Below are 15,123 nucleotides of genomic sequence, written 5' to 3' on the forward strand. Positions count from 1 at the left end.
TTTTAAGTAAGAAACAGGAGGAGAATTTGTAAATGAATATGACAACTAAGAGCCCTACAAGTGGCAAAGTTGATACTTCTAATATGAAACATACCCCCATTTTAATTGCATTACTTTTAGGGGCAATGGTTGCATTATTAAACGAAACATTACTTGGTAATGCGTTAACCGTATTAATGAAAGAATTTGACGTAACAGCTTCAACGATTCAATGGCTGTCTACAGCATACATGTTAGTGGTTGGTGTTTTAGTCCCGATTACAGCGTTACTTCAGCAATGGCTCACAACGAGAAAAATGTTTTTAATCGCTATGGTAACGTTTTTAGTAGGTACATTAATTGCGGGATTCGCACCGACATTTTCCGTTTTATTAGTCGGCCGTATCGTCCAAGCTGTAGCGACGGGATTAATTACACCGTTATTAATGAATACGATTTTAATCATTTGTCCGCCTGAAAAACGTGGTGCCACAATGGGATTAATCGCACTTGTGATGATGGCAGCTCCAGCAATTGGCCCTACATTATCTGGAGTAATTGTGGATTCATTAAATTGGCGCTGGTTATTCTATATCGTTATTCCTATCGTGATCATTTCAATTATGATTGGGATGAAGTACATTCAAAATGTTTCAGAGTTAACAAGGCCAAAAGTAGATTATCCATCTATCCTTTTATCAACATTAGGATTTGGCGGACTTGTGTATAGCTTTAGTGCATCAGGTGACTTAGGATGGTCCGATGCGAAAGTGTATGGCACCTTAATTGTGGGGCTTATCTCATTATGTATTTTTGTCGTTCGACAATTGAAAATTGAGAATCCAATTTTAGAATTACGCGCATTTAAAGTTCCGATGTTTACATTATCAGTTGGATTAATTGTCATTGTGATGATGTCGTTATTTTCAACGATGACTTTATTACCGATGTTCCTGCAAACAGTTTTACTCGTTACAGCCTTTAAATCAGGAATCATCATGCTTCCGGGAAGTGTTATTAGCGCCATCATGGGACCAATCGCAGGTAAACTATTTGATAAATTTAGTCCGAAAGTTATTATCGTTCCCGGCATTGTATTAGTAGGGATTGCAATGTTCTTATTTAAAGGCATTACTCCTGACACATCAATGGTACAAATTATTGTCATGCATAGCGTATTAATGGTTGGACTCATGTTTGTCATGACAGCACAAACATACGGTTTAAATCAGTTAACACCAGATTTATATCCGCACGGAACAGCACTATTTAGTACGTTGCAACAAGTAGCTGGCGCAATTGGAACAGCTATCTTTATTTCGAAAATGTCTTCAGGAACAGCTAGCTATATGGAAAGTTCCGCAAATCCAATGGATCCAGTAGAGAAGTTAAATGGTTTAACATCTGGATTCCAAGGTGCATTTGCACTAGGGTTAGTCTTTATCATTATTGCATGTATCGTATCGCTGTTTTTAAAAGAAGAGAAAAAGGGAGTAAAGGCAGCGAGTGTTTTACAGAACGAGAATTAAGGTTTATATAAAAAGACATCTTTAAGAGATAAAGATGTCTTTTTATATTTCCTCCGTAACATCATACTTTAGCAACTGCCCCTGATCATAAAATCTTTCAAAAAGAACCCCCATTACATAAAAGAATACTAGCCCGAAACCAATATGAATGAGTGTAAAAGTAGCTCCAAATGAAGAAAATTCATACACGAGAATTGGCAATTTCGCAGTTGTCCAAACGCCTAAGAAAAATACGATGTACCGAATGCTTGCGCCTTTTTGTAAGAGTAGTGCTGCAATTGGGAAGGCAACGTAGAGGGGACCCGCTGCAATGCCGCCTAATAATAGAGAGAATAAGATTCCGTATATGCCGGATTTTTCGCCCATGTATTTCATGAGCGTTTCTTTCTTCACCCATTGATCAAGTAATCCTACAAATAGTAGGATAGGGGGAAGGAGAAACAACATATCTAAAATGCTATTTCCTGTTAGTTGTAATGCGCTCCATCCTAAAGATTGATTTATAAAAGTTAAGGCAAAGAGTCCTAGTAGTAAGATGAAAAAGAAGCGATATCTTTTTAGTTCCTTCATACCATCACCACCCAAATGATGTAGGAGAATAGGAGTGACATGAGTAATGCAGATGCATTACGTGCGTAAGCAAAGCTTCGCCCAAATATTTTTTGTTCCATCGGTAATGTTGTAATTCCTACTGACATGAGTGTAGACATAAGTGCCGCAACTTGAGGAAGGCCTGCGCCGTGTTGTACTAACGTATTACCAAGTGGGAATACGACGAAGCTGGGAATAAGTGCAACGGAGCCGAGTATCGCTGAATAAATAATACCTAACAATCCAGATTGCTCCCCAATAATAGAAGAGATGAAAGACGGTGTTAATATAGAAAGCGATAAGCCAACGAAGAGCATGATGGAGAGCATCGCAGGTAGAAGATTGCGAAACATTTTCCACGACTTCATTAGAGCTTCTTTCGTTTTATTGCGGTCTTTCATAAAAGAAATCCCCGTAAGAATAATGGCTAAAGTGTAAAGGATCACGCCGTTAATCATGATCGGATTCCTTTAAGTCTTTATATTTGTCTATGAAAAAGGATAAGTTCTTCATTTTTTCTTCAATATCCATTTGGAAATCTGCCAATTGTCCTCTTCCAGCAGGCGTAATTTTGTACATCTTTCTCGGTTTGTCTTGATGATCTGTACTTACATAAGATTCAATTGCACCTTCGTTTTCTAATTTTTTTAGCGTACGATATAAAATGGCACTATCGATTGGATTGACGGGAAGTTCTTCCTCGCACTTTTGCAGTAATTGCCCGCCATAGTTATCACCTTCTGCTAAAAATAACAAAAGAAATGCACCTGTATGTCTTCCTGTATGTTTCATGGATATACCTCCTTGAATGAATTAGGATTTATACTGTTAATGACAGTATACTGTTGTTAACAGTATATGGTGCATGAAGTGCTATGTCAATTTTAAAATGTGAGAATTTCGAGGGGAATTAAAATCATACGATTTCCTTATGACAGTAACTATTAACGTTGATAAACTACCAATGAGAAGGGTTGTACATCAAAAAACACAAAAAAAGACACTCTCAAGAGTGCCTCTCCTTAGCAGCCGAATCCGCCGCCCCAACAACTAGCTCCTACGATGATTAATAAGATAAAGAGCACAACAAGTAAAGCAAATCCGCCGCCGAAACCACAGCCTCCACCACAACTACCGCCATATCCCATATTAACTCCTCCTTCCATATAGACCATTTAATTAATGGATTTAATTTACTTTATGTTTTTACGGATAAACTTGAGCAGGTCCTTTTGAAAAATAAAAAGTGCTTAGATTTTAAAAGAGTTGACGACCTTATTTTTGTCACGGGTATTATGCTGATGACATATTGTATTTTATTCTGTGTATTGGGGGAAGGAGGATCTTTATGGCCAATTCTGAAATGATTTTACGATTACTTACGGATTTAAAGATTGAACAGCAAGCTTTAAAAGAGCAGTTGGAAAAAATACAAACAGCTGTGACTACTCTTGAAGAAAAATCAGCGATTGTGGAAGAGAAACCAGCGACTATTGAAGAAAAACCAGCTGTTGCTGCTGCAAAGCAAAGAGCTCATTCTGGACACCCGACATCTTTTCGTGCTTGGAGAGCATCTGCTCAAAAGAATTCATAAAAATATAAGAAAAGAAGACATCGATTACGATGTCTTCTTTTGCTTGTACAATCCAAATGAGTTAAGAAGGTATATCCATATTGCTTTAAAAATAAGAAGAAAATAACGATTGTCGACTCCTTTTTTAGTATAGCATGTAATAATAAAGATTTTTTATGTAATGTTGCATATATATAGATTATGTGATGTTAATCTTATATATTTTAGTTGTCTGTTATTTGTTTTCATTCATTTACTTATATTATTTTTTGAGCGCCCCATTGATGGGGCCTTTTTTTATAATTGTTTTAAGGTGGAAACCCCTGAAGCATTATGAGGGGTTTCATGACTAGGAAAAAGATTATTGGTGCTTAATGAGATGAAGACCCGGATGTTGTATCTGAATTTCTTCTAAATGGATTACTATTTATTTTTAAGCTGTTCCCCATAAATGATAAACCATGCCGATAACAAAAAATGCTAGTCCTACAAACAAAACGGTTAAAGCAAGCATTCTGTTTTTATTATGTTCCATACAGTCAGCTCCTTTTTTATTTACATATAAAAAAGCCTTTAGTCGTAATTATGGCTAAAGGTTTTGGTCTTCATACTTTGTAGTTTATAAAAAAGTTGCACTTCTGTATTAATTTGGAATATGATTGTTTAAAGAGTAGGTGATGAGTACATGCAGGAAAGAAAACAATTCCCGCTTATATCTGGAAATCTCTCATTAGATTTAGTGAATACAGAGTTAGTTAGGCGTGGACAACGTTATGATTTATTAATAACAGATGAAGATGTATTAGAATGGCTACATGTAATAAAGGTTAATCTTCCTTTCTGGAATGAAAAAACACTTATAGGGATTCAAAAGCGAATGAATCAAGTTACATCTAGCATACTGGAGCTAAGAGAATTACTGAGAAAACAGTTTGAGGCAATTGCGGATCAGCACGAAATTTCTGATGATTTTATTACGTATTTAGAAAAACAAATTGAGAAGGCACCATTTACATATAAAGTTATTGAACAGAGTTTAGTACCTATTCCAGTTGGAAAAATTGAGGATGTAATTGTATCGTTAATTGCATTTGATGCTTTAACGTTAATAGCAGAAAATGAGCTTATTTCTCTTAAAAGGTGTTCAAACCCTGACTGTGTTTTATTATTTATAGATAAAAGTGGAAAGCGAAAATGGTGTTCTATGAAAATATGTGGGAACCGAAAAAAGGTAGCAAAATTTCAGGTTCGAAAGTCTGAAGAAGTTTAGGGAATCAACTTATAACAGTTGATTCTTTTTTTTCTGCGTCTTTAAACTAACCTCTAGAATCAACATTGACTGGTTAGTTAGTTCGGGATATAATTATTGGTAAATAAAGGAGGAGAATGATGAGTAATATAACAGCAGCTAAGCAGAAAGAGGATCAACCAATAAGTGTACGATATTTTGCAAAAATGAAAGGGAAAGGAAGAAGTCCATTACAAGTAAATATAAAGGACTCTTTAACGGGATTATTGGGGGGATTTTTAACGATTCTCACCTTAACATATTTAACGAGTATAACTTCTACAGAATTACTAATGGCTCCATTTGGAGCGAGTTGTGTATTAGCGTTTGGAGTTTGGAATGCACCGCTATCTCAGCCGCGTAATATTATTGGAGGACATTTGATTTCAACTTTCATTGGTCTATCAATATATCATTTGTTTGGAAATGAATATTGGACAATTGCTTTAGCAGTTGGTATGTCGATTGCTATTATGATGTTAACAAGAACAACGCATCCTCCGGCAGGGGCTGATCCCATTGTCGTTATTTTAGGAGCATACGGTTGGAGTTATTTAGTAACACCGGTTTTAGTTGGTTCCCTTGTTATTGTAGTTATTGCTTTATTTATTAATAATATGAGTAGTAAAAGGAGCTATCCAACTTTTTGGATATAGTTTGTAAAGTGAAAAACAATATAAGTAATTATATTATTTTTACTATGTTTCATTTTTTATATAGAAAAAGCCTTTAGTCGTAATTACGACCAAAGGCTTTTATTCTCATGCTTTTTAGTTTACAAAGAAAAGACACCCATATAAGAGTGTCTTTCCGATAGTTTGTTTAGCAGAAGCAAGAAGCTCCAACGATGATTAATAAAATAAATAATACAACTAATAGTGCAAATCCTCCAGAAAAACCGCAGCTTCCGCCGCAACTACCACCAAATCCCATAATAGTTCCTCCTTTAATAAGAGGGGAAAACAAAGGGTCACTCATGTTTTTTAACGGATTCTATTTACTTTATGTTTGACGTATGAATATGAGCAGGTCCTTTTGAAAATAAAAAAGACACCTTGAGGTGCCTTTTGTCCCATGTATTTCATTCATATTCGTTAGTATAAAATTCTTTTATTAGTTTTATTTCATTTGTATCTGGGTTAAATTTAAATATTTTAATTTGATTAGATTCGTCTTTATAGGCAAATGTATTATCGCCAACTGGGGTCATATTGCTCGTGTTTACGATAGGATCACTACCGTGATCAGTGATTTCCACAGTTTTCTCACGATCCCAAAACGCAATGACAATGATCAAGATAATAAGGCATATACGTATGTTACGTAGTTCTCTCGATACAGTATTCTCCATTCGATATTCTCCTTTGTTGTTTAATAGATTTTGTTTATAAAAGAGATAATTCTTATGAAAATAAATAAAAAAGACACTGTAAAGTGTCTTTTTTATTTGAGTTATGCGCATTGCTTAATAAGACGCTAGTTCCTCAGTTTGAATATGAGTAACTATGTAGGGTAGTTTCATTATAACATTTTAACCATTACTGGGTCTATATGGAATTTTATTAATGATTATGTTTGATTATTCAGGATGATAAACATGGTGAAATATGTAAGTTATATACGGTAATTGTAAAATATAATGATGTACATAACTAGTCTTGTAATGAATGTAAGCAACAGCTGATTGATTGTTAGTATTTTCTTTGTAAAAAAATATTCAATAATTTATCATTGCAACCGCTTACTCTTTGTGTATAATAAAGGTAAGTTAATAAGTAAAAGGATTGTTACTGTTCGGCAGGCAAAACCTAAATTGATCTAGAGGCTACGGGTGTAGTGTGGCTTTTGGAATCAGTTTAGGTTTTTTTATTACCTTTTGTGACTTTAAGAAGAAGAAGGCGGAACAATATGAGAATCCATAAAATCTTAAATAACAATGTTGTTTGTACGATGAAGGATAACGAGACAGAAGTTGTACTTATGGGCAGAGGTTTGGGATTTCAGAAAAAAGTCGGCGATGCCATTGATGAATCTAAGGTAGAAAAGACCTTTGTGCTAGAAACAAGAGAATTATCAGAGAAACTTGCTAGGTTGCTAACTGAAATTCCTGTAGAAAATTTAGAGATTACAGAGAGAATTATTCAGTTTGCTAAGAACGCTTTGCCGGGGACTTTAAGTGATTATATTTATCTTACATTAACGGATCACTTAAGTTTTGCCTTAACTCGGCATAAAGAAGGAATGGATCTTAAAAATACTTTGCTTTGGGAGATTAAGAGGTTCTATCAGAAAGAGTTTGAAATTGGTCTACAAGCTTTGAACATAATTGAAGAAGAGACTGGGCTTAGACTTTCTGAAGATGAAGCAGGGTCAATTGCACTACATTTCGTTAATGCGCAGCAAGGAGAGCCGGCGATGCAACAAACGGTAGCGATGACGAAAATCGTCCAAGATATTTTAAATGTTGTAAAGTACCACTATAAGATGAACTTAGATGAGAATTCATTTAATTATAGTCGTTTTGTAACGCATTTACGATATTTTGCGCAGCGTTTAATGCAGAAGGAATTGAACTCGGCCGATGATGATTTTTTATACGAGCAAGTGAAAAGTAAGTATGAAGAGGCATATTGTTGTACAGAAAAAATTGAAGCGTATTTACGAAAAGCACATAATAGTCATCTTTCAAAAGATGAAAAAGTGTATGTAACGTTGCACATTCATCGTGTAACGAAACGCAATGAATTATGTAATTGAATAAACGGGATTGTTACTGTTTGGCAGGCAAAACCTAAATTGACTTGTAATGGAGTGATTCGTATGTATCGCGCCGTTACGGTTAGTTTAGGTTTTTTCTTTTATAAAAAATAATAAATGGGATGATTGTAGGGAGGGAAAGTTACTATGAAGTATGAAAAATTAGCAAAAGACATACTGAAGAATGTCGGCGGGAGAGAAAATATACATAGCGTTGTACATTGTATAACTCGCTTACGATTTCAATTAAAAGATGAGGGGAAAGCGAATACAGAAGTACTGAAAAGTATGGAAGATGTTGTGACTGTTATGAAAAGCGGCGGACAATATCAAGTTGTAATTGGTAACCATGTATCTGACGTATACAAAGCGGTTATTGCTGCTGGAGGCTTTCAGGAAGCTGAGGAAGAAAATACGAGTGAGAAGAAAAAGAGTAGTCTTATAGATATTCTTTCTAGCATTTTCACTCCTATTTTAGGAGTGTTAGCTGCAACAGGGATGATTAAAGGATTTAATGCATTATTTGTAGCGTTAGGCTGGTTAAGTACACAGTCAGGAACGTATCAAATATTAAATGCAGTTGGCGATTCGTTATTTTATTTCTTCCCGATCTTCCTTGGATATACAGCAAGTAAGAAATTCGGAGGATCACCATTCATCGGTATGGCAATTGGGGGAGCTTTAGTCTATCCGGCTTTATCAGGTTTAAAAGCAAGTGAGCCATTATATACGTTATTTGCAGGAACGATGTTTGAATCACCAATTCATATTACGTTTTTAGGAATACCAGTTATTTTAATGAACTATGCATCATCTGTTATTCCAATTATTCTCGCTGCTTATTTTGGAGCGAAAGTAGAACATTCTTTAAAGAAAGTTATTCCAGATGTTGTGAAAACATTTTTATTACCATTCTTCACATTATTAATCGTTGTACCAGTTACATTTCTCGTTATTGGTCCAATTGCGACGTGGGCAGGGCAGTTTTTAGGACAGGCGACGCTTTGGGTTTATCATGCAAGTCCATTAGTAGCGGGTGCTTTACTCGGTGCTTTCTGGCAAGTACTTGTCATATTTGGCCTTCATTGGGGCGTCGTTCCGATTGGCTATAACAATTTAGCAGTAAACGGTGTTGATCCGATATTAGCACTTATATTTGCCGCTTCATTTGCTCAAATTGGTGCTGTGCTGGGTGTTTGGATGAAAACGAAAGACAAGAAATTAAAAACACTTAGCATTCCAGCTTTTATTTCAGGTATTTTCGGTGTTACAGAGCCAGCGATTTATGGTATTACACTTCCGCTAAAAAAGCCGTTTATTATGAGCTGTATTGCTGGAGGAATTGGCGGCGCAATACTTGGCGTATTTGGTACACAAGCTTATATGACAGGTGGACTTGGTATATTTACGCTTCCTACATTCATTAGTCCGAAAGATGGGATTACAGCTGGATTTTGGGGCGCAATTGTTTCAATGATTGTTTCTTTAGTAGTAGGTTTTATTCTAACTTACTTATTTGGTTTTACGAAAAAGAAAACATCTACAGAAACAGAGGAAACAAGTAATAAAATTGCTGCATCAAACGATGATGAAGTAATCTTTAGTCCTTTCCATGGCGCCGTTATGCCGCTTCAAAATATTGAAGATGCTGCATTTGCATCAGGTGCGCTAGGTGAAGGAGTTGCGATTGAGCCTTCAGAAGGAAAGTTGTTTTCACCAGTTTCAGGTACGATTGCTGCGCTTTTCCCGACGAATCATGCAGTAGGAATTACGGCGGATTCAGGTGCTGAAATTTTAATCCATATTGGGATGGATACTGTGAAATTAAATGGTGAATTTTTCTCTTCTCATATTGAACAAGGAGCGAGAGTAGAAAAAGGGCAATTACTTATTGAGTTTAATATAGCTGAAATTCAAAAGGCGGGTTATATTGTGACAACACCAGTTGTTGTTACAAATTATGATAAATATAGCATCAAAAAAACCGAAATAGAAAAGATTCAAGCAGGAGATTCCTTACTAAAGTTAGGAGTTAAATAGTAGTTACATTTCATACAGGTTCAAACGAAGAAAGGTATTCTTTAAAACTTACAATATCTTTCCTCGTTCATTCTTATATAAAGGAGTTTTTCTATATGTCTAAAGTTAATTTTCCAAAAGGATTTTTATGGGGTGGAGCAACTGCAGCCAATCAAGTTGAAGGCGCATATGTAGAAGATGGAAAAGGATTAACGACGGTTGATCTATTACCAACTGGTGAAAATCGTTGGGATATTATGAAAGGAAATATTCATTCCTTTACGCCCGTAGAAGGAGAGTTTTACCCGTCACACGAAGCGATTGATTTTTATCATCGATATAAAGAAGATATCGCTCTTTTTGCAGAAATGGGATTTAAAGCGTTACGTGTATCGATTGCGTGGACGCGTATTTTCCCAAGTGGTGAAGATGAAAAGCCAAATGAAGCAGGATTACAGTTTTATGATAATTTGTTTGATGAACTGTTAAAGCACGGTATTGAACCAGTCGTTACGATGGCTCACTTCGATGTGCCTGTTCATTTAGTAGAAAAGTATGGAAGCTGGAGAAGTAGAAAGCTTGTAAACTTCTTCGAGACGTACGCAAAAACTATTTTTAATAGATATAAAGATAAAGTGAAATATTGGATGACGTTTAATGAAATTAATATGCTTTTACATTTACCTTTCATGGGAGCAGGTCTAGCATTTAAAGAAGGTGATAATAAAAAACAAATTCAATATCAAGCAGCGCATCACCAACTTGTCGCAAGTGCGTTAGCTGTAAAAGCGTGTCATGAAATCATTCCAGATGCAAAAATCGGTTGTATGCTTGCGGCAGGTGCAACGTATCCGTACACATGTAATCCCGACGACGTACTTCGTGCGATGGAACAAGACCGTGAATCATTCTTCTTCATTGATGTACAAGCAAGAGGAGCATATCCTGGATACGCAAGACGATTCTTTAAAGATAACAATGTAACAATTGAAATGGAAAAAGAAGACGAGGAAATTTTAAAAGAGCATACAGTTGATTATATTGGCTTTAGCTACTATTCAAGCCGAGCAACAAGTACAGATCCAGAAGTGTTAAAAAGTATAACGAGCGGGAATGTATTCGGTTCTGTTGAAAATCCATATCTTGAAAAATCAGAGTGGGGATGGACAATTGATCCGAAAGGCTTCCGTATTACAGCGAACCAACTGTACGATCGTTACCAAAAACCGTTATTTGTCGTTGAAAATGGTCTCGGCGCAATCGATCAATTAAATGGTGAAGACGAAGTGAATGATGAATACCGTATTGATTACTTGCAAAAACATATGATTGAAATGTCCGAAGCAATCCAAGATGGAGTAGATATTATCGGTTATACAAGCTGGGGCCCGATTGATCTTGTAAGTGCTTCTACTGGAGAAATGAAAAAACGTTACGGATATATATACGTTGATAAAGATAATGAAGGAAAAGGTTCATTAAAAAGATCGAAGAAGAAAAGCTTCGATTGGTATAAGGAAGTAATTAAGACGAATGGTGAGAGTTTGGAGTCTTAAGTATGAAAAGGAGGCATCTTAATTGATGTCTTCTTTTTTTCATTGTGAATGATAAAGCGACATTTCCCTTTACACAAACATAAAGGTGTAATATAGTTTAGTTAAGTGAACTAAACTATTAGATAAGATGAAAGAGCAGCATAATTGGAGGAAGAACACTATGACTAGATCATATAAAGAAGTAATTAATGAAATGAATCGAGCCTACACGGAACTCTACATTTTACTATTTCAAGATTTAAAGGATGAGTTCGGTCTTACTGGGCAGCAAGAGAGCATGCTGTTTCATATTAATTTAAATGAAAACACGACAGCAAATAACATTGCGAGTACGTTTAATATAACGAAAAGTGCTGTGAGCCAAGTTTTATCGAAATTGGAAAAGCAACAGATGATTTCAAAACAAGTTAATCCGAATAATAAAAGGGAGTATTTCCTTACGCTCGGTCCAAACGGTAGTAAATATATCGAACGATTGTCTGAGTTAGATGATGTGTTAATCGAGAAATATTTCTCGAAAATTGATATCGAAGCTTTGCAGCAAATGACTGATACGTTAACGAAAATAAATAAAGTGATATTGGAAGAAAAACAGAAGGATCTTGAGTCTAATGAGTAAGAAGCAAGATGAAGCAATTAGTAGAAAGGAGGAGAAGCATGTGATGAGTTACATACCGAATATGCTTACGATATCAAATTTTGTGTGTGGGCTTTTAGCTATTCACGCTGTTTTCGTTCAAGATATGTATGGTGCAGTTCTATTCATTATTACAGGTATGGTATTTGATCTGTTTGATGGTATGGTTGCTCGGAAACTTGATGCTGTTTCGGACATTGGTGGAGAGTTAGACTCATTTGCGGATTTAGTTACCTTTGGTGTGGCACCGTCTATTCTTGCATATAGTGCCTCGTTAAAAGATTTGCAGTTTATTGGGATGATATGTGCCCTCGCGTATAGTATTTGCGGAATGCTGCGGCTTGCTAGATTTAACACGCAACAAAGCAAACTCCCAACATTCATCGGAATGCCCATTCCATTTGCGGCAATGTGTCTTCTTATTTTATGCCTCCTAAATAACCCAGTTTCCGTGGCAGTTGGCACATGCGTACTCGCTTATTTAATGGTGAGCAAAATCAAATTCCCCCATTTTAAAAAGGATATATCAGAAAGCTTGAAGTCCGAAAGATGGGATTAATAGGAAAGATAAGGAGCATAACATGATTCGTATGGCATTAAGGTCATTCAACATACAAATATATTGTTTGCTAGGCGTGATGTTATTGGGATGGCTGATGACACCTTTTCGAGCCCAGTTTGTAGGGATAAGCATTGGCCTTTTAGTAAGTATGTACTGCGCCTGGATTTTAGGAAGGCGTATCGAAAAGTTCGGAGATAGCATCGTAAAAAAAGAAAAAGCACCAATGCTTGGCATGATGAATCGGTTTGCAGCCGCCATACTCGGTGCGATTATTATGTATGAAATTGAACACCGTGAGTACATGTGGACATTTACAGCTGGAATTATGGGTGGGTATTTCTTAATTATTATTAATTTAGGGTATTACAATATGAGGGATGCGAAGGAATAAAGTGCTGTGTAAATCACTAATTTGGATGTGAAAACTTTCCTTTATAGAGAGCTTTTTATTACAAAGAAAAGACACCCATATAAGAGTGTCTTTTCCGATAGTTTTTTAGCAGAAGCAAGAAGCTCCAACAATGATCAATAAAATAAACAATACAACTAGTAAAGCAAAGCCGCCGCCACAACCACTACTACAACTACCACCAAATCCCATAATAGTTCCTCCTTTAATAAGAGGGGAAAACAAGGGGTCACTCATGTATTTTAATGGATTCAACTTACTTTATGTTTTTTACACAATAATTGAGCAGGTCCTTTTGAAAATAAAGAAAAGACACCCTAAGGTGCCTTTCTCCGACTTGAACCATCTTAATTTTAATAATATTGGACTCCCGTCCGAATATTATTTTACCATGTTAAGTTGTTTTTGGAAATGTTCCATATCGATAATTGCAATAAACGGTTTAGTTTTGGAATTATGTATCTGTCTAAACGTTGAAATTAATAAGGGAACGATATACTTGAGGGTTTTTATGAGTGATTACAATCATACCATTAAAAAGAACCCCATAAATGATAAACCATTCCACTAACAAAAAACACTAATCCTAAAAACAAAACAATTAAAGCAAGTACTCCATTTTGATTATGTTCCATAAAATTAGCTCCTTTTAGAATTATTTTTATCCCGCTTTAATGGGCAGTAAGACCCCCACCTCAAAATTCAGCGAAAGCAAAGAAGTTAGGTGGGGGATCAACTGCTCATAAAAGTCCGATTGGTGAGGGCTGATTAAAGTTTCACTTTATATACAAAAAAGCCTTTAGTCGTAATTATGGCTAAAGGCTTTGAGCATTATACTTTTTAGTTAATAAAATCTTATAAGAAGAATTTATAATGTTTTTTATCGAATTTGGAACTGAAAATGTACTAGCTTGATAATGAAGCCTGGCTATTAGAATTGAAAAATTTTAGTTTTATTATAATTAATAGAAATGAGAGTAGTGTGAATATAAATCCGCTCCAAATAAGCTGATGAATACCTAAGTTTGAAATGAACCAGCCTCCAAAAGTGGTTCCTAAAGTAATTCCGAGATTTGAGAACGAAACGAATAGACTGTTACCAAATTCAGGTGCTTCTTTAGCTTCACTTATTAACCATGTTTGACCAACAATTAATCCACCAGCATGTACGATTCCCCAAATGAATACTATAAAAATCATTGGAACAAGGTAGGAACCTAAATAATAAACCAATATGTAAACAATAGAATATAGAATAGGGAATGATATTACAGTGTTTATTATGCTTTTTTGCAGGAGACCTCCAAATAAATGATTACCTAAAATCATAACTATACCAAATATGAATAGCATGATACTGATGAGAGATCCATTCATGGAAGTTACTTTTGCAAGGTACTCAGCGAAGTAGCTGTATACGGAAAACATGGCTGCAAAAAGGAATGTGACGGTTAAAATATTTAACCATAATCCTGGTTTGCCGAGTATACGAATTTGTTTGCCGAAAGACATTTTTTCTTTAACAGGCATAGAAGGAAGTAGGAGTAGTATTCCAATGAATGCAACAGTGTTAACGAATGCTCCGAATAAGAAAGCGATTTCGAGTGAAAATTGGTCTGCAAGGTAAGAGGTTAGTGGTACACCTAAAGCAAAACCAACAGTAATTCCCATGAAAACTTTTGTAACTGCTTGACCGCTCTTTTCTGGAGGGACAAGTTTAGCAGCTGTTACAAGAGCGATTGAAAAGAAGAGTGGATGAAGCGCTGCCGGTAAAATACGAAAAACAAGCATGATTTCAAATTGTGTTGTATAAGCGTAGATTAAATTTGAAATAACAAATATAAAAATTGCTGTTAATAAAATTATTTTGCGATTCATACTAGAGACGAGCAGAATTAAAAATGGACCAGAAATAGCAACAACTAGTGCAAATATACTTACTAAAAATCCAGCTTGTGTAGTTGAAATTCCGAATTTTTCAGTGATTTGTGGTAATACGCCGACAATACCCATCTCGGTAGTAATAATTCCGAACACACCTATTGCGAGTGTCAGAATAAGTAAAGGATTTACTTTTTTCATTTATAAAACTCTCCATTCGTATCAGTATTTTGAAAGTAAATTCATTAACAAAGAAGCATTATTATAAGCATGATTGGATGCCAATATTATCAGGAGTATGTAATCTTAAATACAATAACAGATATCTAAATAACTAGATAT

General features: G+C 35.5%; 18 protein-coding genes. 10 read left to right on the top strand and 8 right to left on the bottom strand.

Features of this window, described 5'->3' with window-relative positions; translation table 11 throughout:
* Nucleotides 1–32: 32 nt before the first annotated feature.
* Entirely contained in the window at nt 33–1,508 is a 1,476-nt protein-coding gene (locus tag AC1Q8N_RS14150; protein ID WP_098150573.1) for an MDR family MFS transporter, read from the top strand.
* A 42-nt stretch (nt 1,509–1,550) separates the two neighbouring features.
* Here the strand turns inward: AC1Q8N_RS14150 and AC1Q8N_RS14155 are convergent, their stop codons facing one another.
* The 4 genes from AC1Q8N_RS14155 to AC1Q8N_RS14170 all read right to left on the bottom strand — a co-directional run bounded on the left by AC1Q8N_RS14155 (nt 1,551) and on the right by AC1Q8N_RS14170 (nt 3,247).
* Nucleotides 1,551–2,078 (bottom strand): permease, encoded by a 528-nt coding sequence (locus tag AC1Q8N_RS14155; protein WP_141559084.1) that lies wholly within the window; start codon nt 2,076–2,078, stop codon nt 1,551–1,553.
* Nucleotides 2,075–2,557: a hypothetical protein gene (locus AC1Q8N_RS14160; RefSeq protein ID WP_098048610.1), complete on the bottom strand. Its 483-nt coding sequence runs from the start codon at nt 2,555–2,557 to the stop codon at nt 2,075–2,077. The genes AC1Q8N_RS14155 and AC1Q8N_RS14160 overlap by 4 nt, the downstream gene beginning before the upstream one ends.
* Nucleotides 2,550–2,891 (bottom strand): PadR family transcriptional regulator, encoded by a 342-nt coding sequence (locus tag AC1Q8N_RS14165; protein ID WP_098642539.1) that lies wholly within the window; start codon nt 2,889–2,891, stop codon nt 2,550–2,552. The genes AC1Q8N_RS14160 and AC1Q8N_RS14165 overlap by 8 nt, the downstream gene beginning before the upstream one ends.
* A gap of 230 nt (nt 2,892–3,121) precedes the next feature.
* Nucleotides 3,122–3,247, bottom strand: coding sequence for a YjcZ family sporulation protein (locus AC1Q8N_RS14170; RefSeq protein WP_000540377.1), 126 nt, complete (start codon nt 3,245–3,247; stop codon nt 3,122–3,124).
* Nucleotides 3,248–3,447: 200 nt separating this feature from the next.
* On the opposite strand from AC1Q8N_RS14170, the gene AC1Q8N_RS14175 reads away from it, so the two are divergent.
* The 3 genes from AC1Q8N_RS14175 (at nt 3,448) to AC1Q8N_RS14185 (ending at nt 5,616) form a co-directional block, all read left to right on the top strand.
* The gene (locus AC1Q8N_RS14175; protein WP_141520089.1) at nt 3,448–3,693 is read left to right on the top strand and encodes a hypothetical protein; all 246 of its coding nucleotides are present in this window, start codon (nt 3,448–3,450) and stop codon (nt 3,691–3,693) included.
* A 664-nt stretch (nt 3,694–4,357) separates the two neighbouring features.
* The gene (locus AC1Q8N_RS14180) at nt 4,358–4,942 is read left to right on the top strand and encodes a CGNR zinc finger domain-containing protein (protein ID WP_098080454.1); all 585 of its coding nucleotides are present in this window, start codon (nt 4,358–4,360) and stop codon (nt 4,940–4,942) included.
* Between the two features lie 119 nt (nt 4,943–5,061).
* Nucleotides 5,062–5,616 (top strand): HPP family protein, encoded by a 555-nt coding sequence (locus AC1Q8N_RS14185; RefSeq protein WP_098847837.1) that lies wholly within the window; start codon nt 5,062–5,064, stop codon nt 5,614–5,616.
* A 166-nt stretch (nt 5,617–5,782) separates the two neighbouring features.
* On the opposite strand, the gene AC1Q8N_RS14190 is transcribed toward AC1Q8N_RS14185, so the two are convergent.
* Together AC1Q8N_RS14190 and AC1Q8N_RS14195 are read right to left on the bottom strand one after the other, a co-directional pair.
* Entirely contained in the window at nt 5,783–5,893 is a 111-nt protein-coding gene (locus AC1Q8N_RS14190; protein WP_000505686.1) for a YjcZ family sporulation protein, read from the bottom strand.
* Between the two features lie 148 nt (nt 5,894–6,041).
* Nucleotides 6,042–6,311 carry a YmzC family protein gene (locus AC1Q8N_RS14195; protein ID WP_098847838.1) on the bottom strand — a complete coding sequence of 90 codons (270 nt, stop codon included), beginning with the start codon at nt 6,309–6,311 and terminating at the stop codon, nt 6,042–6,044.
* A 557-nt stretch (nt 6,312–6,868) separates the two neighbouring features.
* On the opposite strand from AC1Q8N_RS14195, the gene licT reads away from it, so the two are divergent.
* The 6 genes from licT (at nt 6,869) to AC1Q8N_RS14225 (ending at nt 12,882) form a co-directional block, all read left to right on the top strand.
* Nucleotides 6,869–7,717, top strand: coding sequence for a BglG family transcription antiterminator LicT (gene licT, locus AC1Q8N_RS14200; protein WP_098080450.1), 849 nt, complete (start codon nt 6,869–6,871; stop codon nt 7,715–7,717).
* Between the two features lie 147 nt (nt 7,718–7,864).
* Nucleotides 7,865–9,757: a beta-glucoside-specific PTS transporter subunit IIABC gene (locus AC1Q8N_RS14205; protein ID WP_098847839.1), complete on the top strand. Its 1,893-nt coding sequence runs from the start codon at nt 7,865–7,867 to the stop codon at nt 9,755–9,757.
* A 95-nt stretch (nt 9,758–9,852) separates the two neighbouring features.
* Nucleotides 9,853–11,292 (top strand): 6-phospho-beta-glucosidase, encoded by a 1,440-nt coding sequence (locus AC1Q8N_RS14210; protein WP_098080446.1) that lies wholly within the window; start codon nt 9,853–9,855, stop codon nt 11,290–11,292.
* A gap of 160 nt (nt 11,293–11,452) precedes the next feature.
* Complete coding sequence (locus AC1Q8N_RS14215; RefSeq protein ID WP_098068727.1) at nt 11,453–11,911, top strand: MarR family winged helix-turn-helix transcriptional regulator; 459 nt, start codon at nt 11,453–11,455, stop codon at nt 11,909–11,911.
* Nucleotides 11,904–12,488 (top strand): CDP-diacylglycerol--serine O-phosphatidyltransferase, encoded by a 585-nt coding sequence (gene pssA / locus AC1Q8N_RS14220; RefSeq protein ID WP_098847841.1) that lies wholly within the window; start codon nt 11,904–11,906, stop codon nt 12,486–12,488. The genes AC1Q8N_RS14215 and pssA overlap by 8 nt, the downstream gene beginning before the upstream one ends.
* A gap of 22 nt (nt 12,489–12,510) precedes the next feature.
* Complete coding sequence (locus tag AC1Q8N_RS14225; protein WP_098847842.1) at nt 12,511–12,882, top strand: ATP synthase subunit I; 372 nt, start codon at nt 12,511–12,513, stop codon at nt 12,880–12,882.
* 105 nt (nt 12,883–12,987) lie between these two features.
* On the opposite strand, the gene AC1Q8N_RS14230 is transcribed toward AC1Q8N_RS14225, so the two are convergent.
* Nucleotides 12,988–13,092 (bottom strand): YjcZ family sporulation protein, encoded by a 105-nt coding sequence (locus tag AC1Q8N_RS14230; protein WP_000505689.1) that lies wholly within the window; start codon nt 13,090–13,092, stop codon nt 12,988–12,990.
* Between the two features lie 714 nt (nt 13,093–13,806).
* Nucleotides 13,807–14,982 (bottom strand): MFS transporter, encoded by a 1,176-nt coding sequence (locus AC1Q8N_RS14235; RefSeq protein WP_098075975.1) that lies wholly within the window; start codon nt 14,980–14,982, stop codon nt 13,807–13,809.
* Between the last annotated feature and the right edge of the window lie 141 nt (nt 14,983–15,123).

Source organism: Bacillus sp. GW823-FHT06B01 (assembly GCF_058952315.1).